Genomic DNA, 26,317 nt, shown 5'->3' with positions numbered 1-26,317 from the left:
CGCACACCAGAGCGCACCAGCACGCACCAGCACGCACCACCACGCACCACAGCGCACCAGCGAGCGCCCCGGGCTTGCATCGTCGGCGGGGCCGCACCGAACCGGGAAGGGCCGACCATGCCTCAGGCGGGCACCAACACCACGCAGGTCGAGCCGGCCGCAGTCCTCCAGGAGCTGACGGCGGCACAGGCAGGGGTACTCGCCGCACAGCGGATCGACCCGGACAACCCGGCCTACAACGTCGGCCAGTACGTCGAGATCACCGGGCCGTTCGACCCCGCGCTGCTGGAGCGGGCGCTGCGCCGGACCCTCGCCGAGGCCGACGGCCTGCACGTCCGGCTCGCCGAGCACGAGGGCCGCACCGTCCAGCTGCCCACCGCCTTCGACGCCGACGCCTGGCAGCTGCCCCGGCTCGACACCAGCGCCGCCGCCGACCCGGTGGCCGCCGCCACCGCGCTCGTCCGGGCCCAACTCGCCGTCCCTACCCCGCTGGAGGGCCCCGAGGCCGGCCCGTTGCACGGCGCCCTGCTGGTCCGGGTCGGCGAGCAGCGCCACCTCTGGTTCCAGTGGTTCCACCACCTGGTCGTCGACGGCTACAGCGTCGCGCTCCTCACCCGCCGGGTCGCCGAGGTGTACACCGCCCTCGCCGCCGGCACCGACGTGCCCGACAGCCCGCTGCGCCCGCTCGCCGTCCTGCTGGAGGCCGAGCGCGAGTACCTCGCCGGCCCCGCCGCCGCCGAGGGCCGGGAGTACTGGAACACCCGCTTCGCGGACCGCCCCGCCGTCGTCGGCCTCACCGAGGCGACCGCCCAGGCCGCGCCCGCCGCCCGGTACCACCGCACCGAACTGACCGCCGAGGACTCGGCCGCCGTGCTCGCCTCGGCCCGGGCGGCCCGCGCGACCTGGGCCGAGGCGGCCGCCGCCGCCCTCGCCGGCTACCTGCACCTGATGACCGGGACGCCGGACGTCGTGCTCGGCATGCACTTCATGGCCCGCACCGCCCCCGGCACCCTGCGGGTGCCCGGCATGGCCGTCAACATCCTGCCCGTACGGATCGCCGTCGCCGGGACGGACAGCCACACCGGGCTGATGCGCCGCGCCGCCGCCGAGCTCACCGCGACCCGCCGCCACCAGCGCCACCGGGGCGAGGAGATCCGCCGCGACCTCGGCCTGGTCGGCACCGACCACCGGCTCCACGGGCCGCTGCTCAACATCAAGCCCTTCGACCTCGCGCTGGACTTCGCGGGCAGCCCCGGACAGACCGTCACCCTGGCCTCCGGCCCGGTCGACGACCTCTCGCTGTCCGTCACCAAGACCCCGGACGACCGGCTGGTGCTGGAGTTCGGGGCCAACCCGGAGCTCTACACCCAGGCCGTGCTGGAACTGCACGCCGACCGCTGCGCCGGCCTGCTCGCCCGGCTCGCCGCCGACCCGGAGCGGCCGATCGGCGACCAGCCGCTGCTCGCCGACGCCGAGCGGGCCGCCGTGCTGCACGACTGGAACGCCACCGCCCGGGAGGTCCGCGAGGGCACCCTGGTCAGCCGGATCGCGGAGCGCGCCGCCGCCACGCCGCAGGCCCCCGCCGTCGTCTTCGAGGGCGAGACGCTCAGCTACGCCATGCTCGCCGAGCGCTCCGACGCGCTGGCCCGCTCGCTGGCCGCCGCCGGCGCCGGCCCGGAGACCGTGGTCGCCGTGGCCGTGCCGCGCTCCGCCGACCTGATGGTCGCCCTGCTCGCCGTCCTCAGGACCGGCGCCGCCTACCTGCCGCTGGACGCCGACTACCCGGCCGACCGGCTCGCCCACATGATCGAGGACGCCCGCCCGGTCCGCGTCGTCACCGTCCCCGAGGTGCTGGACCGGCTGCCGGAGAGCGCCCGCGCCGCCGCCGTCCTGATCGGCCCCGGCCACACCCCCGCCGGCGCCACCACGACCGCCCTGCCCGCCGTCGACCCCGACTCCGCGGCCTACGTCATCTACACCTCCGGCTCCACCGGCCGCCCCAAGGGCGTCGTGGTCCCGCACCGCGCCATCGTCAACCGGCTGGCCTGGATGCAGCACGCCTACCGCCTCACCCCCGAGGACCGCGTCCTGCAGAAGACCCCCGCCAGCTTCGACGTCTCGGTCTGGGAGTTCTTCTGGGCGCTCTGCGAGGGCGCCGCCGTCGTCCTGGCCCGCCCCGAGGGCCATAAGGACCCGGCCTACCTCGCCGCCCTGATCGCCGACACGGGCGTCACCACCCTGCACTTCGTGCCGTCCATGCTCCGCGCCTTCCTGGAGGAGCCGACCGCCGCCGCCGGCTGCGGCGGATTGCGGCGCGCCTTCTGCTCCGGTGAGGCCCTGCCCGGCGACGTCGTCGAGCGCTGGTACGCCGCGCTGCCCGACGTCCCGCTGCACAACCTCTACGGGCCCACCGAAGCGGCCGTCGACGTCACCCACCACCCCACCGAGCCCGGCGCCGGCGTCGTCCCGATCGGACGCCCGGTCTGGAACACCCGCCTGTACGTACTGGACGCCCGGCTGCGCCCCGCCCCGGTCGGCGCGCCCGGTGAGCTGTACCTGGCCGGCGTCCAGCTGGCCCGCGGCTACCTGGGCCGCCCCGGCCTGACGGCCGAGCGGTTCGTCGCCTCCCCGTTCGCCGACGGCGAGCGGCTCTACCGCACCGGCGACCTCGTCCGCTGGGCCCCCGACGGCACCGTCGAGTACCTCGGCCGCACCGACGACCAGGTCAAGGTCCGCGGCTTCCGGATCGAACTCGGCGAGATCGAGGCCGCCCTGGAGGCGCTGCCCGGGGTCGCCCAGGCCGCCGTCACCGCCCGCGAGCTCACCCCCGGCGGCGCCCGCCAACTGGTCGGCTACGTCGCCCCGGCCCCCGCCGACCCGGACGACCTGCTGGCCGCCCTGGCCGCCACCCTGCCCGAGCACATGGTCCCGGCCGTCCTGGTCGGCCTCGACGCGCTCCCGCTGAGCCTCAACGGCAAGCTCGACCGCAAGGCGCTGCCGGCCCCCCGGCAGGCCGGCGACGGCGCCGCCCGCGCCCCGCGCACCGAGACCGAGCGGATCCTCACCGACCTCGTCGCCGAGGTCCTCGGCCTGGACACGGTCGGCGTCGACGACAACTTCTTCTCCCTCGGCGGCGACAGCATCTCCGCCATCCAGCTCGGCAGCCGGGCCCGCCGGGCCGGCCTCGCCCTCACCCCCCGGGTGGTCTTCGAACGGCGCACCGTCGCCCGGATCGCCGCCGTCGCCGAGCAGACCGCCCCGGCGGTCCGCCGGGCCGGCGTCGAGGGCACCGGCCCGCTGCCCGCCACCGCGATCAGCTCCTGGCTGCGCGAGCGCGGCGGCCCGGTCACCCGGTTCAGCCAGCACACCGTGGTCACCGTCCCGGCCGGCCTCGACCGCGCCCGGCTCACCGCCGCCCTGGACACCCTGACCGACCACCACGACGCCCTGCGGCTGCGCCTGGACATCGCCGCCGACGGCACCTGGACCCAGCAGATCCGGCCCGCCGGCAGCGCCCCCGCCGCCGAGCGGCTGCGCCACCTCACCGTCGCCCCGGCCGAGCTGTCCGCCGCCGCCGCGATCGAGCGCGAGGCCGCCGTCGACCGGCTCGACCCCGAACAGGGCGTCGTGCTGCAGGCCGTCCACCTGGACGCCGGCCCGGACACCGACGGCCTGCTCGTCCTCGCCGCCCACCACCTGGCCGTGGACGGCGTCTCCTGGCGCATCCTGCTCCCCGACCTGCGCGCCGCCTACGAGGGCCGCCCGCTCGACCCGGTCGCCACCTCGCCGCGGGGCTGGGCCCTCGGCCTCGCCGAGGCGGCCACCGGTGACCGGATCCGCGCCGAACTGCCCGGCTGGCAGGCCGTGCTGGCCGACGGCGCCGGCCCGCTGCTCGGCGACCGCCCGCTCGACCCGGCCCGCGACACCGCCGCCACCACCCGCCGGCTGCGCCTCACGCTGCCCGCCGCCCGCACCGCCCCGCTGCTCACCGCGGTGCCCGCCACCCACCGGGCCGGCGTGGACCACACCCTGCTCGCCGGTCTCGCGCTCGCCCTGCTCGGCCGCCGCCGCGACCGGCACGGCGCCGGCGCCCGCGCCGACCTGCTGCTGCGGCTGGAGGGCCACGGCCGCGAGGACCAGCTCGTCCCCGGCGCCGACACCACCCGCACCGTGGGCTGGCTGACCACCGAGTTCCCGGCCCGCCTCGACCTGGCCGGCCTGGACCTCGACGAGGCGCTGACCGGTGGCGCCGCCGCCGGCCGCGCCCTGGCCCTGGTCAAGGAGCAGCTGCGGGCCCTGCCCAACGCCGGCGCCGGCTACGGCCTGCTCCGCCACCTGGACCCGGTCTCCGGCCCCGCCCTGGCCGACGCCGACCAGCCGCAGCTGCTCTTCAACTACCTCGGCCGCTTCACCGCGGACGGCGCGCACTGGACCGTCGCCCGCGAGGCCGGCGACGCCGTCGCGGCCGGCGCCGACCCCGCGCTGCCCACCGCCCACGCCCTGGAGGTCGGCGCCTTCGTCCACGACGGCCCCGACGGCGCCGAACTCGCCGTCACCCTCTCCTGGCCGCACGGCGTCCTGACCGAGGAGGCCGTCCGCGACATCGCCGAGCGCTGGTTCGCCGCGCTGGACGCCCTCGCCGCGTACGCCGCCCGGCCGGACGCCGGCGGGCTCACCCCCAGCGACGTCCCGCTGGCCGCCGTCAGCCAGCCGCTGCTGGACCGGATCGCGGCCGAACACCCCGGCACCGTCGACGTCCTGCCGCTCTCCCCGCTCCAGGAGGGCCTGCTCTTCCACGCCCTCTACCAGCGCGAGGAGGGCACCGACGACCTCTACACCTCGCTCACCTCGCTGGACCTGCGCGGCCCGCTGGAGCGGCCGGCCCTGCGCCGCGCCGTGGACGCCGTGGTCAACCGGCACTCCGCGCTGCGCTCCGGCTTCACCGCGATCGGCGAGCACCCGCTCCAGCTGGTGGCGGACACCGTCACGGTGCCCTGGACCGAGCACGACCTCACCGCCCTGCCCGCCGACCGGCGCGACGCCGCGGTCGCCGGGATCGAGGACGGGGAGGCCTCCCGCCGGTTCGACCTCGCCCGGCCGCCGCTGGTGCGCTGCGCGCTCGTCACCCTCGGCGCGGACCACCACCGCCTGGTGCTGACCCGCCACCACATCGTGATGGACGGCTGGTCCACCCCGGTCCTGCTGCGCGAGCTGGTCACCGCCTACGGCGACGGCGGCGCGAGCGCCGCGCTGCCCGCCACCACCCCGTACGCCGACCACCTCGGCTGGCTGGCCGCCCGGGACGCCGGCGCCGACACGCTCGCCTGGCGCGAGGCGCTGGCCGGCCTGGAGGCGCCGACCCTGCTCGCCGACACCCTGGGCCGCCCGGCCGGCGGCCCGGCCGCCGCCGGCGCCGAGATCCACCTGCCGCTGTCCGCCGAGCTCGCGGCGGCGCTCACCGGCACCGCCCGGGCGCACGGACTCACCCTCAACACCCTGGTCCAGGGCGCCTGGGCGATCCTGCTCGGCCGTCTCACCGGCCGCGCGGACGTGGTCTTCGGCGCCACCGTCTCCGGCCGTCCCGGCGACCTGCCCGGCGTGGAGTCCATGGTCGGCCTGTTCAGCAACACCGTGCCGGTCCGCTTCCGCCCCGAGGAGGACGAGCCCGCCGTCGAGGCGCTCACCCGGCTGCAGGCCCAGCAGTCCGCGCTGCTCGACCACCAGTACCTCGGCCTGGCCGACATCCAGGCGCTCGCCGGGCACGGCACCCTCTTCGACACCCTGCTGGTCTTCGAGAACTACCCGGTCGACCCCGACCGGCTGACCGCCCGCGGCCTGCGGGTCGCCGGCATCGGCAACCGGGGCGCCACCCACTACCCGCTGACCGTGCTCACCCTCCCCGGCGAGGCGCCGCGGCTCACCGTCGAGTACCGCGCCGACGTGTTCACCGCCGAGCAGGCCGCCGCCGTCGGCGCCCGCCTGCTGCGGGTGCTGGAGACCGTCGCCACCCGGCCCGGGACGCCCGTCGGCGAGCTGGAGGTCCTGGACGGGCGGGAGCGCGACACGCTGCTGCGCGGCTGGAACGCCACCGGCCGCGAGGTCCCCGCCGGGACGGTCGTCGACGCCTTCGAGGCCCGCGCCGCCGCCACCCCCGACGACACCGCCGTGGTCTTCGGCGACCGGCGCCTCAGCTACGCCGAGCTGGCCGGGCGGGTCGAGCTGACCGCCCGCCACCTCGCCGCGCTCGGCGCCCGCCCCGGCCGGGTGGTCGCGCTGGCGCTGCCCCGCTCGGCCGAGCTGGTGGCCGCCCTGCTCGGGGTGCTGAAGTCGGGCGCCGCGTACCTGCCGGTCGACCTCGACCACCCGGACGAGCGGATCGCGCTGATGCTCGCCGACGCCGAACCGCTGGTCACCCTGACCACCGACGAGGTCGCCCGCACCCGCCCGGTCCTCGCCGGGCACGGCCTGGGCACCCTGACCACCGGCCGGCTCGGCGCGCTGGACGCCGACCCCGTCCGCCCCGACCCCGACGACCTCGCCTACGTCATCCACACCTCCGGCTCCACCGGCCGCCCCAAGGGCGTCCAGGTGCCGCACCGCGGCCTGGCCAACATGCTGGAGCACCACGGCGGGACGGTCTTCGCCCGGGCCGAGCGGGCCGCCGGCGGCCGCCGGCTGCGGGCCGCGCACACCGCGTCGTTCTCCTTCGACTCCTCCTGGGAGCAGCTGCTCTGGCTGATCCGCGGCCACGAGCTGCACGTCTACGGCGAGGACCTGCGCCGCGACCCGCAGGCCCTGGTCGCCCGGCTGCTCGCCGACCGGATCGACACCCTGGACGTCACCCCGTCGTTCGGCCGGCAGCTGGTCGAATGGGGCCTGCTCGACTCGGCGGAGCACCGCCCGCTGCTCTTCCTGGTCGGCGGCGAGGCCGTCGGCGACGCCCTGTGGAGCCGGATCCGCGACACCGAGGGCGTGCTCGGCCACAACTTCTACGGCCCGACCGAGTACACCGTCGACACCCTGGGCGCGGCCCTGGACGAGAGCCCCACCCCGTGCGTCGGCCGGCCGATCGGCAACACCCGGGTCTACGTGCTGGACGCCCGGCTGCGGCCCGTCCCGGCCGGCGTCCCCGGCGAGCTGTACATCGCCGGCGAGGGCCTGGCCCGCGGCTACGGCAACCGCCCCGGCCTGACCGCCGGCCGCTTCGTCGCCTGCCCGTTCGGCGACGGCGAGCGGATGTACCGCACCGGCGACGTGGTCCGCTGGCGCGGCGACGGCACGCTGGACTACCTGGGCCGCGACGACGACCAGGTGAAGATCCGCGGCTTCCGGATCGAGCCCGGCGAGGTCGAGGCCGCGCTGGCCGCCCTGCCCGGCGTGGCCCAGGCCGCCGTGCTGGCCCGCGCCACCGCCACCGGCGTCAAGCGGCTGATCGGCTACGTCGTGCCCGCCCCCGGCGGCGAGGCCGACCCGGCCGCCCTGCGCCGGACGCTGGCCGGGTCGCTGCCCGAGTACATGGTCCCGGCCGCGATCGTGCCGCTGCCGGCGCTGCCGCTGAACGTCAACGGCAAGCTGGACCGGCACGCCCTGCCCGAGCCGGAGGCGAGCGCCTTCGCGGCGCCCGCCGGCCGCGCCCCGCGCGACGAGCGCGAGGCCGTGGTCTGCGGCGTCTTCGCCGAGGTGCTCGGCCTGCCGCAGGCCGGGGTCGAGGACGACTTCTTCGACCTCGGCGGCCACTCCCTGCTCGCCACCCGCGTGGTCGGCCGGCTCCGCGCCGCGCTGCGGGTCGAGGTCGCCGTGCGGGACCTCTTCGAGAGCCGCACCGCCGCGGCCCTGGCCGCCCGGCTGGCCACCGCCGCCACCGGCCGCCCCGCCCCGGCCGCGCGGCCCCGCCCCGAGCCGCTGCCGCTCTCCGCCGCGCAGGCCCGGCTCTGGTTCCTGTACCGGCTGGAGGGCCCCAGCACCGCGTACACCATCCCGTGCGCGCTGCGGATCGACGGCGCCGTCGACACCGACGCGCTGCGCGCCGCCTTCGCGGACGTCCTGGCCCGGCACGAGGCGCTGCGGACGGTCTTCCCCGACCGGGACGGCCGGCCCCACCAGCGGATCCTGACCCCTGAGCAGGCCGGCGTGCCCTTCACCGTGGCGGAGGTCGCGGCGGGCCGGCTCGACCGGGCGGTCGCCGCCGCCGGCGCCTACGCCTTCGAGCTCGCCGAGGAGATCCCGGTCCGCGCCACCCTGCTCCGCGCCGGGCCGCAGCGGTCGGTGCTGAGCGTCGCGCTGCACCACATCGCGGGCGACGAGTGGTCCGAGGGGGTGCTGCTGCGCGACCTCGACCACGCCTACGCCGCCCGCCTGGCCGGCACGGCGCCGGTCTTCGAGCCGCTGCCGCTCCAGTACGCGGACCACGCGCTCTGGCAGGCCGACCTGCTCGCCGACCAGGACGGCAGCGCCGCCACCCAGGCCCGCTACTGGACGCGGCGGCTGGCCGACCTGCCGGCCGAACTCGCCCTGCCGACCGACCGGCCGAGGCCCGCCGAGGCCACCGGCCGGGGCGGCGCGGTACGGCTGCGGCTGCCCGACGCCCTCCACCGGGCGCTGCGCGGCTATGCCCAGCGCAGCGGCGCGACCCCGTTCATGGTCACCCAGGCGGCCGCCGCGCTGCTGCTCGGCGGGCTCGCCGGCACCACCGACGTGGCGCTCGGCACCCCGGTCGCCGGGCGCGCCGACGAGGTGCTGGAGCCGGTCGTCGGCTTCTTCGTCAACACCCTGGTGCTGCGTCACGACCTCTCCGGCGAGCCGACCTTCGACGACCTGGTGGCCCGCGCCCGGGAGACCGTGCTGGGCGCGCTCGCCCACCAGGACCTGCCGTTCGACCGGCTGGTCGAGATCGTCAACCCGGAGCGCTCGCTCGGCCGCCACCCGCTGTTCCAGGTGATGGTCCAGCACCGCAAGGAGGCCGGCGGCCTGGACCGCCTGCTGGGCGCCCGCACCACGCTGCTGCCCGACCCGGTGCACGCGGCCCGCTTCGACCTGGCCTTCACCTTCGTGGAGTCCGCCGACGGCGACCACACCGACCTGACCGTCATCTACGCCGACGACCTCTTCCACCGCTCCACCGGCCGGCTCTTCGGCGCCCGCCTGCTGCGGGTGCTGGAGCAGGCGCTGGCCGCGCCGGACCGCCCGGCCGCCCGGGTCGAGCTGACCGGTGCCCAGGAGCGGCGCGGCCTCGCGGGGGAGTGGAACGCCACCGACCGCGAGGTGGCGCCGGGCACCCTGGTGACCCGGATCGCCGAGCGGGTCGCCGCCACGCCCGACGCGGTCGCGGTGGCCTTCGAGGGCGCGGAGGTGACCTACCGCGGCCTGGACGAGCGGGCCGGCCGGCTGGCCCGCGTCCTCGCCGCGCACGGCGCCGGACCGGACCGGATCGTCGCGGTCGCCGTGCCGCGCTCGGTCGAGCTGATGGTCGCCCTGCTCGCGGTGCTCAAGTCCGGCGCCGCCTACCTGCCGCTGGACACCGAGTACCCGGCGGACCGGCTGGCCGCGATGGTCGAGGACGCCGCCCCGGTCTGCGTGCTCACCCTGCCCGGCACGGCCGGCGCGCTGCCGGTCGTCCCCGGCGTGCCGGTGCTCGGCGTCGACGCCGACGGGCCGCAGGCCGAGCCGGTCGCCCCGGAGCCGGAACACCCCGCCTACGTGATCTTCACCTCCGGCTCGACCGGCCGCCCCAAGGGCGTCGTCGTCCCGCACCGGGCGGTCGTCAACCGGCTCGACTGGATGCGCGAGGTCTACAGCATCACCCCGCAGGACCGGATCCTGCAGAAGACCCCGGCCGGCTTCGACGTCTCGGTCTGGGAGTTCTTCCTGCCGCTGGTCAGCGGCGCCCGGGTGGTCCTGGCCAGGCCCGGCGGCCACCGGGAACCGGAGTACCTGGCCGCGCTCGCCGCCGGCGCGGGCATCTCCACCGCGCACTTCGTGCCCTCGATGCTCACCGCCTTCACCGCGGTGGCCGAGGCCGACCGCACCGTCCGGGACCGCTTCGCCGGGGTGCGCCGGGTGTTCTGCTCCGGCGAGGCGCTGCCGCCCGCGGCGGTCGAGCGCTTCGCGGCCCTCTGGCCGCAGATCGAGCTGCACAACCTCTACGGGCCCACCGAGGCCGCCGTGGACGTCACCTACCACCGCGCCTGGGCCGGCTCCGGCGTCGTCCCGATCGGACGCCCCGTCTGGAACACCCGCCTGTACGTGCTGGACGCCCGGCTGCGGCCGGTCCCGGTCGGCGTGCCCGGCGAGCTGTACCTGGGCGGTGTCCAGCTGGCCCGCGGCTACCTGGGCCGCCCCGGCCTGAGCGCCGGCCGGTTCGTCGCCGACCCGTTCGCCCGGGGCGAGCGCATGTACCGCACCGGAGACCTGGTCCGGCGGCTGGTCGACGGTGAGGTCGAGTACCTCGGCCGCACCGACGACCAGGTGAAGATCCGCGGCTTCCGGATCGAACTCGGCGAGGTGGAGGCCGCGCTGGCCGCCGCACCGGGCGTGGCCCAGGCGGCCGTCGCCGCCCGCGCCGTCACCGAGGGCGGCGCCCGCCAGCTGTTCGGCTACGTCGTCCCGCAGCCGGGCGCCTCGGTCGGCGGCGACGCCGTCCGCGCCGCGGTGGCCGCGGTGCTGCCCGAGCACATGGTCCCGGCCGCCGTCACCGTGCTGGACGCGCTGCCGCTGAGCGTCAACGGCAAGCTCGACCGCAAGGCGCTGCCCGACCCGGCCCGCCGCCCGGCCGCCGCCCCCGCGGCGGCCGGGCAGACCCCGGGCCGCTCGCTGGCCAGGATCTTCGCCGAGGTGCTGGGCCTGCCCGAGGTCGGCGAGGAGGAGAACTTCTTCGCCCTCGGCGGCGACAGCATCGTCTCCATCCAACTGGTCAGCCGGGCCCGCGCGGCCGGCTTCCCGATCGCCGCCAAGGACGTCTTCCAGTACCCGACCCCGGCCGCGCTCGCCGCCGCCAAGGGCCTGGGCACGCCCGCCGCACCCGCCCTCGCCGGCCCGTCGGCCGCCGCGCCGCCCGCCGACGGCGAGCTGCCCGCCCTGCCGGTGGTGCACTGGCTGCGCGAACGCGGCGGCCCGATCGACCGGTTCAACCAGTCCGTCCTGCTGACCGTCCCGGCCGGGCTGCGGGAGCAGCCCCTGCGCGACGCGCTGGCGGCCCTCGCCACCCGCCACCCCGCGCTGCGGCTGCGGCTGGACCGCACCGACGGCCTCTGGACCCAGGAGGTCCTGGCCGCCGACGCGGCCCCCGCCCTGACCGACCCGCGCACCCTGCGCCGGGTCGACGCCCGGGGCGCGCGGGAGGCGGGACCCGCCGGGTGGACCGCCCTGCTGACCCGCGAGGCGGACTCGGCCGCGGCGGCGCTCGACCCCGGCACCGGCCGGGTCCTTGGCGCCGTCTGGTTCGACGCCGGCCCGGACACCGACGGCCGGCTGCTGCTGACCGTCCACCACCTCGCCGTGGACGGGGTCTCCTGGCGCACCCTGCTGCCCGGCCTGCGCACCGCCTACGAGGCGCTGGCGGCCGGCGGCCGCCCGGCCCTCGAACCGGAGGCCCACAGCCTGCGGGCCTGGTCCGAGCAGCTGCTCGCGCACGCCCACGAGCGCGGCCGGATCGCCGAGGCCCGGCAGTGGCGGGAGGTCCTCGACGGTCCGGCCGGGCCGCTCGGCGGCCTCACCGCCGACCCGGCCCGGGACACCGTCGCCACTCTGCGCACGCTGCGCCGCACCCTGCCCGCCGACCGCACCGAGCCGCTGCTGACAGTCCTGCCGCAGTCCTTCGGCGCCGGCGTGGACGACGTGCTGCTGGCCGGCCTCGCCCTCGGCGTGGCCGCCGCCCGCCCGGGCGCCGCACCGGCCGTCCGGGTCGACCTGGAGGGCCACGGCCGGGGCGGCAGCGAGGCGGCCGGACTCACCCCGGACCTCGCTCGCACCGTCGGCTGGTTCACCACCGTGCACCCCGTCCGGCTCGACCTGACCGGGCTGGACCCGGCCGAGGCGATGACCGGCGGCGCGCTCACCGGCCAGGCGCTCAAGCAGGTCAAGGAGCAGCTGCGGGCCGCCCCCGACCGGGGCCTGGGCTTCGGCCTGCTGCGCCACCTCAACGCGCAGACCGCGCCGCTGCTGGCCGCGGTGCCCCGCTCCGAGGTGCTGTTCAACTACCGCGGCCGGACGGACACCGGCTCCGGACCGCAGGGCGGCTGGGCGTTCGCCCCGCAGGACGAGCGCACCGCCGTCGCCGCCGCGGCCGGCCCCGACCGGCTGATGCCGGCCGGCTACCCGCTGGAGATCGACGCGGTCGTCGCCGCCGGCCCCGACGGCCGCCCGGAGCTGACGGTCGAGTGGAGCTGGCCGGGCGCGCTGTTCGGCGAGGACGAGGTGGCGGCGCTGGCCGACTCCTGGTTCGCCGCGCTCGACGCGCTCGCCCGGCACGCCGCCGGCGGCGACGCGGGCGGGGTGACGCCGTCCGACCTCGACCTCGTCCGGCTCAAGCAGACCCAGATCGACCGGCTGGAGTCGCGGCTGCGCAGGCGCCGCCGATGAGCCGCGAACCGGGCGGCGCCGCCGCCCCCGACCCCACCGACCGCCACCCCACCCCCAGGACCGAGAACCCCGTGACGAACGACTCCACCGCACCGATCGACGACTCGCAGGCCCAGGCCCCGGCCGCGTCGGCCCTGGAGGACGTCTACCCGCTCTCCTCCCTTCAGGAGGGGCTGCTCTTCCACGCGCTCTACGACGACGAGGCGCGCGACGTCTACGTCGTGCAGTCGCACCTCGACCTGGCCGGCCCGGTCGACGCCGCCCGGCTGGCCGCCGCCGTCGACGCGCTGCTGGTGCGGCACGCCAACCTGCGCGCCGGGTTCTGGTACGAGGACCCGGAGGCGGTCGTCCAGTTCGTCCAGCGCGAGGTGGAGACCCCGCTGCGGGTGGTCGACCTGACCGCCCCGGCCGGGGCGGAGCAGGACACCGCGGTACTGGCCGCGATGGACGAGGACTGGCACCACCGGTTCGAGCTGGACGCCCCGCCGCTGCTGCGGCTGGCCCTGCTCCGGCTGGGGCCGGACCGCTCCCGGCTCGTCATCACCTGCCACCACCTGCTGCTCGACGGCTGGTCGATGCCGATCCTGGTGCGCGAGCTGCTGGCGCTCTACGGGTCGGCCGGCGACCTCGCCGCGCTGCCCGCCGTCCGCCCCTACAAGGACCACCTGGCGCTGCTCGCCACCCGCGACACCGCCGCCGCCGAGGCCGCCTGGGGCGCCGCGCTGGCCGGCTTCGCCCAGACCCACCCGGTCGCGCCGGGCGCCGGCGTCGCCACCGCCGTCGAACCGGCCGTGGTCACCCTGCACGCCGAGCGCGAACTCTCCGCCGCCGTCGCCGAGGCCGCCCGAGGCCGGGGCCTGACCCTCGGCAACCTCGCCCACACCCTCTGGGGCGTCCTGCTCGGCTCGCTCACCGGCACCGCCGACGTGGTCTTCGGCACCACCGTCTCCGGCCGCCCCGACGACCTGCCCGGTGCCGACACCATGGTCGGCCTCTTCATCAACACCGTGCCGGTGCGCGTGCGGCTCGCCCCCGGCGCCACCCTGGCCGGCGCCGCCGCCGCCGTCCAGCGCGAGCAGGCCGAGCTGATCGCCCACCAGCACCTCGGCCTCGGCGCCATCCAGCGGCTCGCCGACGTCGAGGGCGCGCTCTTCGACACCCTGCTCGTGGTCGAGAACTACCAGGGCGGCGGCGACGCGCTCCGCACGAGCCTGGGCACCGTCGAGGGCCTGGCCGTCACCGCGCTCGGCGCCCGCGACGCCACCCACTACCCGCTGGGCCTGACCGTGCTGCCCGGCGAGCGGCTGCGCCTGGAGCTGGAGTACCGGCCCGAGCTGTTCACCGAGGCCGAGGCCGGTCGGATCGCCGACCGCTTCCTGCGCCTGCTCGCCGCGTTCGCCGCCGACCCGGACACCCCGCTCGCCCGGCTGGACCTGCTCGACGCCGCCGAGCGCGCCGCGCTGCCCGCCACCGTCTCCGGCGGCGAGCACCGCGTCCCGGACGCCACCGCCGCCGACCTGTTCGCCGACCGGGCCGCCCGCACCCCGGACGCCCGGGCCCTGGTCGGCCCCGGCCTGACCGGCGGCCCGGCCCCCGTCCAGCTCTCCTTCGCCGAACTGGACGCCGCCGCCGACCGGCTGGCCCGGCTGCTGCGCGCCCACGGCCTGGGCGCCGACGACATCGCCGCCCTCGCGCTGCCGCGCTCCGCCGAGTCGGTCACCGCGCTGCTCGCCGTCCTGCGGGCCGGCGCCGCCTACCTGCCGATCGACCTCGACCACCCGGACGAGCGGCTCGCCCTGCTCCTGGCGGACGCCCGCCCCGCCGTCGTCCTGACCACCGCCCAGGTCGCCGCCCGGCTGCCCGAGGTGCCCGGCGCCGCCGTCCTGCTGCTGGACGACCCGCGGACCGCCGCCGACCTCGCCGCGCTACCCGCCGGCCCGCTCACCGACGCCGAGCGCGGCGGTCCCGTCCACCCCGACGCCGCCGCGTACGTCATCCACACCTCCGGCTCCACCGGCCGGCCCAAGGGCGTGGTGATCCCGCACCGCGGCCTCGGCAACCTGATCCACGACCACCTGGCCACCACCTTCGCCGACGCGCTGCGCGCCACCGGCCGGGCCCGGCTGCGCGCCCTGCACACCGCCTCGTTCTCCTTCGACTCCTCGTGGGAGCAGCTGATCTGGCTGATCGGCGGCCACGAGCTGCACGTCCTCGGCGAGGACGACCGCCGGGACGCCGAGGCGGTGGTCGGCTACACCCGCGCCCACCGCGTCGACGCCCTCGACGTCACCCCCTCGTACGCCCAGCAGCTGCTCGACAGCGGCCTGCTGGCCGGCGAGCACCGCCCGGCGGTGCTGCTGCTCGGCGGCGAGGCGCTGCCCGAGCCGCTCTGGACCAGGCTGCGCGGCGAGGCGGGCGTCACCGCCGTCAACTACTACGGCCCGACCGAGTTCACCGTCGACGCCCTGGTCGCCGACCTCGCGGACAGCGCCGCCCCGGTCATCGGCCGCCCGCTGCGCGGGACCCGCGCCCACGTGCTGGACGGCCTGCTGCGGCCGGTCCCGGTCGGCGTGCCCGGTGAGCTGTACCTGGCCGGCCCGCAGCTGGCCCGCGGCTACCTGGACCGGCCCGGCCTGAGCGCCGGCCGGTTCGTCGCCGACCCGTTCGCCCCGGGTGAGCGCATGTACCGCACCGGAGACCTGGTCCGGCGGCTGGTCGACGGTGAGGTCGAGTACCTCGGCCGCACCGACGACCAGGTGAAGATCCGCGGCTACCGGATCGAACTCGGCGAGATCGAGGCCGCGCTGGCCGGGCAGCCGGGCGTGGCCCAGGCCGCCGTGCTGGTCCGGCCCGGCGCCGTCCGGCGCATCGTCGCCTACGTCGTCCCCGCCCGGGACGCCCTGCTCGACACCGAGGAACTCCACCGGGCGCTCGCCGCCCGGCTGCCGGAGTACATGGTGCCGTCCGCCTTCGCCGTGCTGGACGCGCTGCCGCTGACCGTCAACGGCAAGCTCGACCGGGCCGCACTGCCCGACGAGGCGCTCGCCTACACCGGCCTGGCGGCCGGCCGGGACGCCGGCTCCGAGACCGAGCGGCTGCTCTGCGACCTGTACGCGGAGGTCCTCGGCCTGCCGCGGGCCGGCGTCGAGGTCGACTTCTTCCGCCTCGGCGGCGACAGCATCTCCTCGATCCGGCTGATCGGCGCCGCCCGCGCCGAGGGGCTCTCGCTCAGCCCGCGCGACGTGTTCGAGCGCCGCACCCCGGCCGCCCTCGCCGAGCTGGCCGACCGCCGCGAGGCGGCCGGCGCCGCCCCGGAGCTGCCCGAGCTGCCCCCGGCGACCGAGGCCGAACTGGCCCTCGTCCGCGCCGCCGTGCCCAAGCTGGAGATCGAGGACGTCTGGCCGGTCTCCCCGCTCCAGGAGGGCCTGCTCTTCGAGGCCGGGTACGACGAGCAGGCGCTGGACGTCCACACCTCGCGCGACGTGCTCTCGCTGACCGCCCGGATCCCGCTGGAGGTGCTGCGCGCCGCCGTGGCCGCCGTGCTGGACGGCCATCCCAACCTGCGGGCCGGCTTCCTCCAGGACGGCCTGGAGCGCCCGGTGCAGTTCCTGCCGCGCGCCGTCGACGTCCCGCTCACCGAGGTCGACCTCTCGGCGCTCGGCACGGACGACTTCGAGGCCGAACTGCGCCTCCTCAAGGAGCGCGAGGCGTTCACCCGCTTCGACCTCGCCGCGCCGCCGCTGCTGCGGCTGGTCTCGGTGCTCGCCCCCGACGGCGGCCAGCGCGTCCTGATCACCAACCACGCGCTGCTCTGGGACGGCTGGTCCTCCGGGCTCTTCCTCCAGGAGGTGCTGACCCGCTGCGCCGGCGAGCGCCCGCCGGCCGCCGGTCTGCCCTACCGGGACTTCCTGCGCTGGCTGGCCGGCCAGGACCAGGAGGCCGGCCGGGCCGCCTGGCGCTCCGCGCTGGAGGGCCTGGCCGAGCCGACGCTGCTCGCCCCGCAGGCCCGCGAGCGGGCCGCGCTGCTGCCGGAGGAGGTCGTCGTCGAGGCCCCCGCCGGGCTCGGCGAGCGGCTGGCCGCCTTCGGGCGGGAGCACGGCCTGACCCTCAACACCGTGCTCTCCGGCGCCTGGGGCCTGCTGCTGGCCGGTCTGACGGCCCGCGAGGACGTGGTGTTCGGCGCCACCGTCTCCGGCCGCCCGGCCGAGCTGCCCGGCATCGACGCCACCATCGGCATGTTCCTCAACACGGTGCCGGTCCGGGCCCGGCTGGACGGTGAGGAGGGCGTCGCCGCCTTCCTCACCCGCCTCCAGGACGAGCAGAGCGCCCTGCTGGCGCACCACCAGACCGGGCTGGGCGAGATCCAGCGCGGCACCGGCTTCGGCCGGCTGTTCGACACCCTCCAGGTGCTCCGCAACACCCCGGCCGACGAGGGCCTGCGGGACCGCCTGCGCGAGCGCCTCGGCCTGCGCCAGGTGACGGACGTCGACGCGACGCACTTCCCGCTGATCTTCATCACCAACCCCGGCGAGCACCTCACCTTCGAGTGGAAGTACCGCCCGGACGTCTTCGAGCGGGCCGTCGTCGAGGAGCACGCCGAGCGGCTGCTGGCCCTCCTGGAGCAGATCCTGGAGCGCCCCGACCGCCCGGTCCGCACCCTGGATGTGTTGACGGTGCGTGAGCGGGGTCTGGTGTTGGGGGAGTGGGTGGCGACGGGTCGTGGGTTGCCGGGGGCGACGGTGGCGGATCTGTTGGCGGAGCGTGCGGTGGTGGTGCCGGGTGAGACGGCGCTGGTGTTCGGTGGGGTGTCGTGGTCGTATGCGGAGTTGGATGCCCGGGTGGACCGGTTGGCGCGGTTGTTCGTGGCGCGGGGGGCGGGGCCGGAGAGGGTGGTGGCGCTGGGGTTGCCGCGTTCGTTGGAGATGGTGGCGGCGTTGTTCGCGGTGCTGCGGACGGGTGCGGCGTATCTGCCGTTGGAGCTGGACTACCCGGTGGACCGGTTGGCGTTCATGGTGGAGGACACCGCTCCGGTCTGTCTGGTGACGGACTCGACCGCGATCGCCCGGATGCCGGCTTTCGAGGGTGTGCTGCTGCTGGACTCGCCGGAGGTGGTGGCCGAGTTGGCGGCGTTGCCGGAGGGTCCGTTGGGTGTGGTGGTGGATCAGGACAGTCCGGCGTATGTGCTCTTCACCTCGGGGTCGACGGGTCGGCCGAAGGGTGTGGTGACGCCGTACCGGGGTCTGACGAACATGCAGTTGAACCATCGTGAGGCGATCTTCGATCCGGTGGTCGAGTCCGCGGGTGGCCGCCGGTTGCGGATCGCGCACACCGTCTCGTTCTCCTTCGACATGTCCTGGGAGGAACTGCTCTGGCTGGTGGAGGGCCACGAGGTGCACGTCCTGGACGAGGCCCTGCGCCGCGACGCCCAGGGTCTGGCCGACTACCTGGACGTCCACGGGATCGATGTCATCAACGTGACGCCCTCGTACGCCCAGGCGCTGGTGGAGGCCGGTCTGCTGGACGAGGACCGGCACCGTCCGGTGCTGGTGCTGCTGGGGGGTGAGGCGGTGGCGGAGACGCTCTGGACCAGGCTGCGTGAGACGCCGGGCGTCATGGGCTACAACCTGTACGGGCCGACCGAGTACACCATCAACACCCTCGGCGGTGGGACGCGGGACTCGGCGACCGCGACGGTGGGCCGGCCGATCTGGAACACCCGGGCGTACGTCCTGGACGCGTGTCTGCGGCCGGTCCCGGTGGGTGTGGCGGGCGAGCTGTATGTGTCGGGTGTGGGTCTGGCGCGGGGTTACCTCAACCGGGCGGGGTTGACGGCGGAGCGTTTCGTCGCGGACCCGTTCGGCGAGCCGGGGGCCCGGATGTACCGCACCGGTGATGTGGTGCGCTGGCGTCAGGACGGGCTGCTGGACTTCCTCGGCCGTGCCGACGACCAGGTGAAGATCCGCGGCTACCGGGTCGAGCCCGGCGAGATCGAGGACGCCATCGCCCTGGAGGCGGCCGTGGCCCAGGCCGCCGTGGTGGTCCGTGAGGACACCCCCGGCGTCAAGCGCCTGGTCGCCTACCTCGTCCCCGCCGCGACGGCCGTGGACCTCGCCGCCGTCCGCAACGAACTCGCCGCCCGGCTCCCCGAGTACATGGTGCCGTCGGCGTTCGTGGTGCTCGACGAGCTGCCGCTGACCGTCAACGGCAAGCTCGACCGCAAGGCCCTCCCCGCGCCCGCCGGCACCGGGACCGGCCCCGGCCGCGCCCCGCGCGACGCCCGGGAGGAGATCCTCTGCGGCGCCTTCGCCGAGGTGCTGGGCCTCGCCGAGGTCGGCCCCGAGGACCACTTCTTCGACCTCGGCGGCCACTCCCTGCTGGCCACCCGGCTGATCGGCCGGGTCCGCGCGCTGCCCGGTGGCGCCGGGCTCACCGTCCGCGACCTCTTCGAGGCACCCACCCCGGCCGGCCTCGCCCACCGGGCCGGCGCCGGCGACGACCCGCGCCCCGCCCTGGGCCGCCGCGAGCGCCCGGCCGACCTGCCGCTCTCGCACGCCCAGCGCCGGATGTGGTTCCTGCAGAACCTCGACGACTCGGGCGCCACCTACAACGTGCCCCTGGTGGTACGGGTCACCGGCCCGCTGGACCGGGCCGCCCTCGGCGCCGCCGTCCGCTCGGTGACGCAGCGGCACGAGAGCCTGCGCACCGTCTTCACCGAGCGCGACGGCGACGTCCACCAGCGGATCCTGGAGGCCCCGGCGGCCGAGGCGGCCGTGCACCTGGTCCGCTCCTCCGAGTCGACGCTGGACGCCGACCTCCGGAGCGCCGTCCGGTACGGCTTCGACCTCTCCGCCGAACTGCCGCTGCGCGTCAGCCTGCTGGAGCTCGGCCCGGAGGACCACGTGGTGGTGGTGCTCTTCCACCACATCGCGGGCGACGAGTGGTCGATGCTCCCCTTCATCGAGGACCTCACCGGCGCCTACGCGGCGCACACCGACGGCCGCACCCCCGACTGGGCGCCGCTGCCGGTCCAGTACGCCGACTACACGCTCTGGCAGCAGGAGCTGCTCGGCTCGCCCGAGGACGAGCGGAGCCTGCACGCCCGTCAGGCCGGGTACTGGAAGCAGGCACTCGCCGGGCTGCCGGAGGAGCTGCCGCTGCCGACCGACCACCCGCGCCGTCCGGTGGCCGGCTACCGCGGCGACACCGTGCGCGGCCAGGTCCCCCCGGCCGTCTACCGCGGTCTGCGCGAGGCCGCCCGGGCGACCGGCACCACCACCTTCATGGTGCTCCAGGCGGCCGTGGCCACCCTGCTGCACCGCCTGGGCGCCGGCACGGACATCCCCCTGGGGGCGCCCGTCGCCGGGCGTTCCGACAGCGCGCTGGACGGGCTGGTCGGCTTCTTCGTCAACACGCTGGTCCTGCGCAACGACCTGTCCGGCGACCCGACCTTCGCCGAGCTGCTGACCCGCACCCGGGACACCGACCTGGCGGCCTTCGCCCACCAGGACCTGCCGTTCGACCGGCTGGTCGAGGCGGTCAACCCGCCGCGCGTGCCCGGCCGGCACCCGCTGTTCCAGGTGATGCTCGGGTACCAGCACAACGACGGCCAGGCCGGACGCCTGCTCGGCCTGGAGAGCCGGATCCTGCCCTTCGAGCTGGGCGCCGCGAAGTTCGAACTCGACTTCAACTTCGAGGAGAACTCCGCCACGGAGGAGATCGACATCGCCTTCGAGTACGCGGCCGACCTCTACGACCGCACCACCGCCGAGGCCCTGGTCGAGCGGCTGCTGGCCCTGCTGGAGCAGGTCGCGGCCGACCCGCGGCGCCGGATCGGCGCCCTGGATGTGTTGACGGTGCGTGAGCGGGGTCTGGTGTTGGGGGAGTGGGTGGCGACGGGTCGTGGGTTGCCGGGGGCGACGGTGGCGGATCTGTTGGCGGAGCGTGCGGTGGTGGTGCCGGGTGAGACGGCGCTGGTGTTCGGTGGGGTGTCGTGGTCGTACGCGGAGTTGGATGCCCGGGTGAACCGGTTGGCGCGGTTGTTCGTGGCGCGGGGGGCGGGGCCGGAGAGGGTGGTGGCGCTGGGGTTGCCGCGTTCGTTGGAGATGGTGGCGGCGTTGTTCGCGGTGCTGCGGACGGGTGCGGCGTATCTGCCGTTGGAGCTGGACTACCCGGTGGACCGGTTGGCGTTCATGGTGGAGGACACCGCTCCGGTCTGTTTGGTGACGGACTCGACCGCGATCGCCCGGATGCCGGCTTTCGAGGGTGTGCTGCTGCTGGACTCGCCGGAGGTGGTGGCCGAGTTGGCGGCGTTGCCGGAGGGTCCGTTGGGTGTGGTGGTGGATCAGGACAGTCCGGCGTATGTGATCTTCACCTCGGGGTCGACGGGTCGGCCGAAGGGTGTGGTGACGCCGTACCGGGGTCTGACGAACATGCAGTTGAACCATCGTGAGGCGATCTTCGATCCGGTGGTCGAGTCCGCGGGTGGCCGCCGGTTGCGGATCGCGCACACTGTCTCGTTCTCCTTCGACATGTCCTGGGAGGAACTGCTCTGGCTGGTCGAGGGTCACGAGGTGCACGTCCTGGACGAGGCCCTGCGCCGCGACGCCGAGGCGCTCTCCGCGTACTGCGCCGAGTACGCCATCGACGTCATCAACGTGACGCCGTCCTACGCCCAGGCGCTCGTCGACCGGGGTCTGCTGGACGAGGACCGGCACCGTCCGGTGCTGGTGCTGCTGGGGGGTGAGGCGGTGGCGGAGACGCTCTGGACCAGGCTGCGCGAGACGCCGGGCGTCATGGGCTACAACCTGTACGGGCCGACCGAGTACACCATCAACACCCTCGGTGGCGGCACGCGGGACTCGGCGACCGCGACAGTGGGCCGGCCGATCTGGAACACCCGGGCGTACGTCCTGGACGCCTGTCTGCGGCCGGTCCCGGTGGGTGTGGCGGGCGAGCTGTACGTGTCGGGTGTGGGTCTGGCGCGGGGTTACCTCAACCGGGCGGGGCTGACGGCGGAGCGTTTCGTCGCGGACCCGTTCGGCGAGCCGGGGGCCCGGATGTACCGCACCGGTGATGTGGTGCGCTGGCGTCAGGACGGGCTGCTGGACTTCCTCGGCCGTGCCGACGACCAGGTGAAGATCCGCGGTTACCGGGTCGAGCCCGGCGAGATCGAGGACGCCATCGCCCTGGAGGCGGCCGTGGCCCAGGCTGCCGTGCTGGTCCGTGAGGACACCCCCGGCGTCAAGCGCCTGGTCGCCTACCTGGTGCCGGGTGAGGGTACCCTTATCGAGGCCGCCGCGGTCCGGCGTATGCTGGCCGCCCGGCTGCCCGAGTACATGGTGCCGTCGGCGTTCGTGGTGCTCGACGAGCTGCCGCTGACCGTCAACGGCAAGCTCGACCGCAAGGCCCTCCCCGCGCCCAGCGCCACCGACTTCACCGCGTCGGGACCGCTGCGCGGCCCGAGGTACCCGAGCGAGCAGGCCGTGCACGCGGCGTTCACCGACGTGCTGGGCCTGCCCGCACTCGGGATCGACGAGAACTTCTTCGACCTCGGCGGCCACTCGCTGCTCGCGATGTCGCTGCTCCAGCGGATCCGGGCGGAGTTCGCCGGTGACTTCGGCCTCGCCGACCTGCTGGCCCGGCCGACCGTGGCGGCGCTCGCCGAGTTCCTCGTCGACCGTCTCGTCACGGCCTCGCTCGGCGAGGAGCCCGAGAGCACGCCGGCCTGTTCCGGCTGACCGCCCGTCCACCGACCACTACCCCAAGGAGACGACATGAGCGCCACCAACCCGTTCGAGGACGACGACGCCCGTTACTTCGTGCTCGTCAACGCGGAGAACCAGCACTCCCTCTGGCCCGCCTTCGCCGAGATCCCGGCCGGCTGGACGGTCGTGCACGGCGAGGACAGCCGTGAGGCGTGCACCGCCTACGTGGACGCCAACTGGACGGACATGCGCCCGGCCGGCCTGGTCGCCCGTACGGCCGCCGCCGGCGTCTGACCCACCACAGGGGGGACGGCCCGACCGGGCCGTCCCCCCGCCCCGTATTCGAATCAGTGACCAGACGGGCGAGCGATCGAGTGAGCGATGTGAGCAACCGACAGACGGAACCCGCCGCGGGGCCCCAGGACGGCCTGACGGCCGAGGAACTCGCGGACGAGGACCTGGCGCCCGGAGCACTCTCCCCGGAGCGCCGCCGTCGGGCCCGCGCCCTGCTGCGAAGCTCCCTGCGGCCCCACCGGGCCACGGTGGCCGCGGCGATGGTGGCGGCGGCGATCCGCCAGATCGCCCTCCTGGCCGTGCCGTGGTGCGTCAGCCAGGCCCTGGACGAGGGCATCAAGCCCGGCGACGGCGGGGCCCTGCTGCTCTGGTCCGGCGCCGCCGCCGGCGCCGCCGCGGTCCAGTTCGTCGGCCTCTACGGCTGGCAGTACTGGGCCGGCTACGCAGATGCCAAGGTGGGCGCCGACCTGAGGGGCCGACTGCTGCGCCACCTCTCCGGCCTGGACCGGGCCGCGCTCGCCTCGCGCGGGCACGGCGACCTCGCCATGCGCGCGACCCGCGACACCGACCTGGTCCGCGAGTGGGTGCACGGCCTGGCCGTCTGGGTGGTGCTGGCCACCACCTTCGTGGTCCTGCTGCCCGCCCTCGCCGCCCTCGACCTGACCCTGCTGCTGGTCACCCTGGCGACCCTGCCGTTCCTGGTCTGGGTCAACCTCCACTTCCCCAAGCGGTTCGCCGCCGCCAGCGGTGAGCTCTCCCGGGCCCACAGCGAACGCGCCGACGCCGTCGCCGACCTGCTCCAGGTGGGCACCGGCCTGCGCGGCACCGGCGGCCACCGGTCCCTGGTCGACCGCCACCACACCGCCAGCGCCGACGTCACCGACCGGACCGTCGTCGCCGCCCGGGTGGAGGCCGGCTGGGCGGCCGTGGCGCCGTTCGTCCCCCGGCTCGCCGTCGCGGCCGGCGTCGGCATCGGCGGCCTGGCCGTCCTCGACCAGCGGCTCTCCATCGGCGACCTGGTCGCGTACACCTCCTGGATGGCGATCATCACCCTCGCCACCCGGGTCCTGGTGGACCGTCTGCTGGAGCGCGGCCAGGCCGACGTCGCGGCCGCCCGGATCGACGAGGCCCTGTGCATCCGCCCGGTGGTCGCCGAACCCGCCTCCGACCGGGCCGTGGACCTGCCCGCCTCCGGCACCCTGGTGCTGGCCGGCGCCACCGCCGTCCGGGACGGCCGGACCGTGCTCGGCCCGGTCGACCTGGCGGTCGGGGAGGGCGAGTTCGTCGCCGTGGAAGGCGCCACCGGCTCCGGCAAGAGCACCCTGCTGCGCCTCGCCGTCCGCCTCGACGACCCGGACGCCGGAACCGTCTCCTACGGCGGCGTCGACCTGCGCGACGTCCGGCTGGACGAGGTCCGCTCGCGGATCGCCTACGTGTCCCAGCGGCCGGTCCTGCTCTCCGGCACCGTCGCCGACAACCTCCGGCTCGGCCGCGAGTTCGACGACGCGGCGCTGCACGAGGCCTGTCGGACCGCCGGCATCCACGACCAGCTCACCGCGATGCCCGACGGCTACCTGACCGAGCTGGGCGAGGGCGGCACCGCCCTCTCCGGCGGCCAGGTCCAGCGGCTGGCCATCGCCCGCGCCCTGCTCGGCGACCCCCGGGTGCTGCTGCTGGACGACTCGACCTCCGCGCTGGACACCACGACCGAGAAGCTCGTGCTGGAACGGCTGCGCGGCTGGGCCGCCGGCCGCACGGTCGTCTTCGCCTCGCACCGCGGCGCCGTCCTGGAGGCCGCCGACCGGGTGGTCCGGCTGCGCTCCCGGGCGTCCGACGACACCGCCACGACGACCCCCGGCACCCCCGGAGCCGACCCGACCGAAAGGCCCGAGAGCGCCATGACTGCGACCACCGCGGAGGCGGCCCATGGCTGAGCAGCCCCTGCTCCAGGACGAGGCGGACCACCGGGGGGTGCTGCGCCGGGCGGCGCCGTACCTGCGCCCGCACCGGGCCCGGCTCGTCGTCGCGCTGCTGGTCGGCCTCGCCGACTCCGCCGCGCTGGTCGCCGTCGCCCCGCTGGTCGGCGTGGCCGCCTACGCGCTCGACCACGAGGACCGCGGCGGCCTCGGCCTGGCCGTCCTGCTGCTCGCCGTGTTCGCGGTCGGCCAGCTGGTGCTGGCCCGGGTCGGCGAACTGCTGCTGATCCAGGGCGGCGAGCAGGTCGTCCGCACCCTGCGCGAGCAGTGCGTGGAGAACCTGGCGACAGCGCCGCTGCGCTTCCTGGAGACCCACCGCAGCGGCGAGCTGCTGCGCCGCTCGACCGGTGAGGTCGCCGCGCTGGCCGCGTTCGTCCGGCTGCACCTGCGCAGCCTGGTCGCCTCGGTGGCGACCCTGGTCTTCACCCTGGTGATGCTGGCCTGGTACTCCTGGGTGCTGCTCCTCGTCCAGCTGGTCGTCTTCGTCCCGCTGACCCTGCTGGTCACCCGTTGGTTCCAGCGCGACGCCGGCGCGGCCTTCGGCGCCAAGGCCGGCGCGGAGGCCACCGTCGCGGCCACCTTCTCCGAGACCCTGACCGCCCGTGAGGCCCTCCAGGCCTCGCGCGGCCTGGCCGGGTGGACGCGCCGCTTCGACGGCGAGAACACCCGGGCGGTGCACGCCGCCCGCCGGGCGCTGCGGGTGGAGAACCGGATCGACCTGGTGAGCCTGATCGAGGGTCTGGCCCTCGTGGTGCTGCTGCTGGTCGGCGGCTGGCTGGTCGTGCGGGGCACCCTGACCATCGACGCCGTGGTCGTCTTCGTGCTCGCCAGCCGCAACCTCTTCGACTCCTTCGCCGACCTCTCGCAGCTGGTCGGCGAGGTGCAGACGGCGCGCACCGGCCTGGCCCGGCTGCTGGACCTGCTGGCGGCGACCGCGCCCGCGGACCGCCCGAAGACGGCCGCCACCGCCCTGCCGGCCCGGGGCGACCTGCGCTGCGAGGGCGTCGAGTACGCCTACCGGGCGGACGGCCGCACCCTGCACGGGATCAGCCTGGACTTCCCCGAGGGGAGCCGCACCGGGGTCGTCGGTGAGACCGGCTCCGGGAAGACCACGCTGTCCAAGCTGCTCTGCGGCCTCTACCACCCGGACTCCGGCACCGTCAGCTTCGCCGGCACCGACCTCGCGGCCGTGCCCGAGGCGGAGCTGCGCCGCCGGATCGTGCTGGTGCCGCAGGAGGTGCGGATGGTCACCGGCACGGTGGCCGAGAACCTGGCCCTGGTCCAGGGCGCACCGGACCGCGCGGCCATCGAGCGGACGGTCGACCAGCTGGGCCTGCGGGCCTGGCTCGCCGAACTGCCGGGCGGTCTGGACGCGGAGGTCGGGCTGCGCGGCGGCAACCTGTCGGCGGGGGAGCGGCAGATCCTCGGCCTGGTCCGCGCGGTGCTGGCCGACCCGGCCGTCCTGGTCCTCGACGAGGCGACGGCCGACATCGACCCGGCCACCGCGGCCCGGCTGGAGCACGCCCTGGACGAGCTGCGGGCGGACTGCACGCTGATCGTGATCGCGCACCGGCCGGCCACCATCGCGCGGCTGCCCCGCGTCGTCCGGCTGGACGGCGGCCACCTGGTCGGTGACGAACCGGCAGGTGGGCTGGCGATCGGGGCGACGCGACTGGTCTGACAATACGAGGTTAGGCTAACCTAATCGGAAGTGAGTGCTGGTGCCGCTCCCCGTTCACCGGGGGGCGGCTCCCGCGCCTCCCGGCC

5 protein-coding genes are annotated in these 26,317 nt (G+C 76.1%); all 5 read left to right on the top strand.

Annotation, left to right across the window (positions count from 1 at the left end; all coding sequences use genetic code 11):
• The first annotated feature begins 117 nt into the window (after positions 1-117).
• The 5 genes from ACIF6L_RS15065 (at position 118) to ACIF6L_RS15045 (ending at position 26,231) form a co-directional block, all read left to right on the top strand.
• On the top strand, positions 118-12,576 hold the full coding sequence (locus ACIF6L_RS15065; protein WP_396487266.1) for an amino acid adenylation domain-containing protein: 12,459 nt from the start codon (positions 118-120) through the stop codon (positions 12,574-12,576).
• On the top strand, positions 12,573-22,313 hold the full coding sequence (locus ACIF6L_RS15060) for an amino acid adenylation domain-containing protein (protein ID WP_396487264.1): 9,741 nt from the start codon (positions 12,573-12,575) through the stop codon (positions 22,311-22,313). Before ACIF6L_RS15065 ends, ACIF6L_RS15060 begins: the two co-directional genes overlap by 4 nt.
• Before the next feature lie 36 nt (positions 22,314-22,349).
• Complete coding sequence (locus ACIF6L_RS15055; protein ID WP_329491520.1) at positions 22,350-22,574, top strand: MbtH family protein; 225 nt, start codon at positions 22,350-22,352, stop codon at positions 22,572-22,574.
• 89 nt (positions 22,575-22,663) lie between these two features.
• Positions 22,664-24,508, top strand: a complete 1,845-nt coding sequence (locus tag ACIF6L_RS15050) for an ABC transporter ATP-binding protein (RefSeq protein ID WP_396487262.1) — start codon at positions 22,664-22,666, stop codon at positions 24,506-24,508.
• Positions 24,501-26,231 (top strand): ABC transporter ATP-binding protein, encoded by a 1,731-nt coding sequence (locus ACIF6L_RS15045; RefSeq protein ID WP_396487260.1) that lies wholly within the window; start codon positions 24,501-24,503, stop codon positions 26,229-26,231. Before ACIF6L_RS15050 ends, ACIF6L_RS15045 begins: the two co-directional genes overlap by 8 nt.
• Positions 26,232-26,317: the final 86 nt, after the last annotated feature.

The sequence above is a fragment of the Kitasatospora sp. NPDC086009 genome (assembly GCF_044540385.1).
Taxonomy (GTDB): Bacteria; Actinomycetota; Actinomycetes; order Streptomycetales; family Streptomycetaceae; genus Kitasatospora.
The sequence above is the reverse complement of the archived record's forward strand: the minus strand, read 5'-3'. Positions and strand labels throughout refer to the sequence as shown.